The sequence below is a fragment of the Virgibacillus sp. 7505 genome, assembly GCF_002272135.1.
Classification (GTDB): Bacteria; Bacillota; Bacilli; order Bacillales; family Amphibacillaceae; genus Terribacillus.
The window spans coordinates 1-347 of sequence record NZ_NPBF01000092.1 but is presented as its reverse complement, the minus strand read 5'-3'; the positions used below and the strand labels follow the sequence as shown (position 1 = coordinate 347).

The window sequence follows — 347 nt, the reverse complement described above, 5'->3', positions numbered from 1 at the left end:
GTAAAAGCCTCGTGTGCTGTTCGCCATTGTAAACATTTTCTTGGTCGTTCATTGATAAGAGCTAAATTCCTAGCTAATTCAAATGGATCGATGCAAGCAAAATCCGTTCCCTTCGGGTAGAACTCTCGCAGGAGGCCATTCCCGTTCTCGTTACTGCCTCTTTGCCATGAAGAATAAGGATCGGCAAAATAAAAGGAAATCGCTCCTGATTTTTCGATCGGGCCATAACAGGCAAACTCTTTTCCACGGTCTACGGTGGCTGTTTGAAAGGCGTTTTTAGGCAAAGAGGTTTCTACCTTTCGGATGGCCGCTTCCATCGAGGCGGCCGTTCGGTCTGGCATGGGGAT

1 protein-coding gene is annotated in these 347 nt (G+C 47.6%); it reads right to left on the bottom strand.

Annotated features, from left to right (window positions below):
• The coding region (locus CHH91_RS18065) for an IS30 family transposase (protein ID WP_286160838.1) at nt 1-347 on the bottom strand (347 nt) is incomplete at both ends.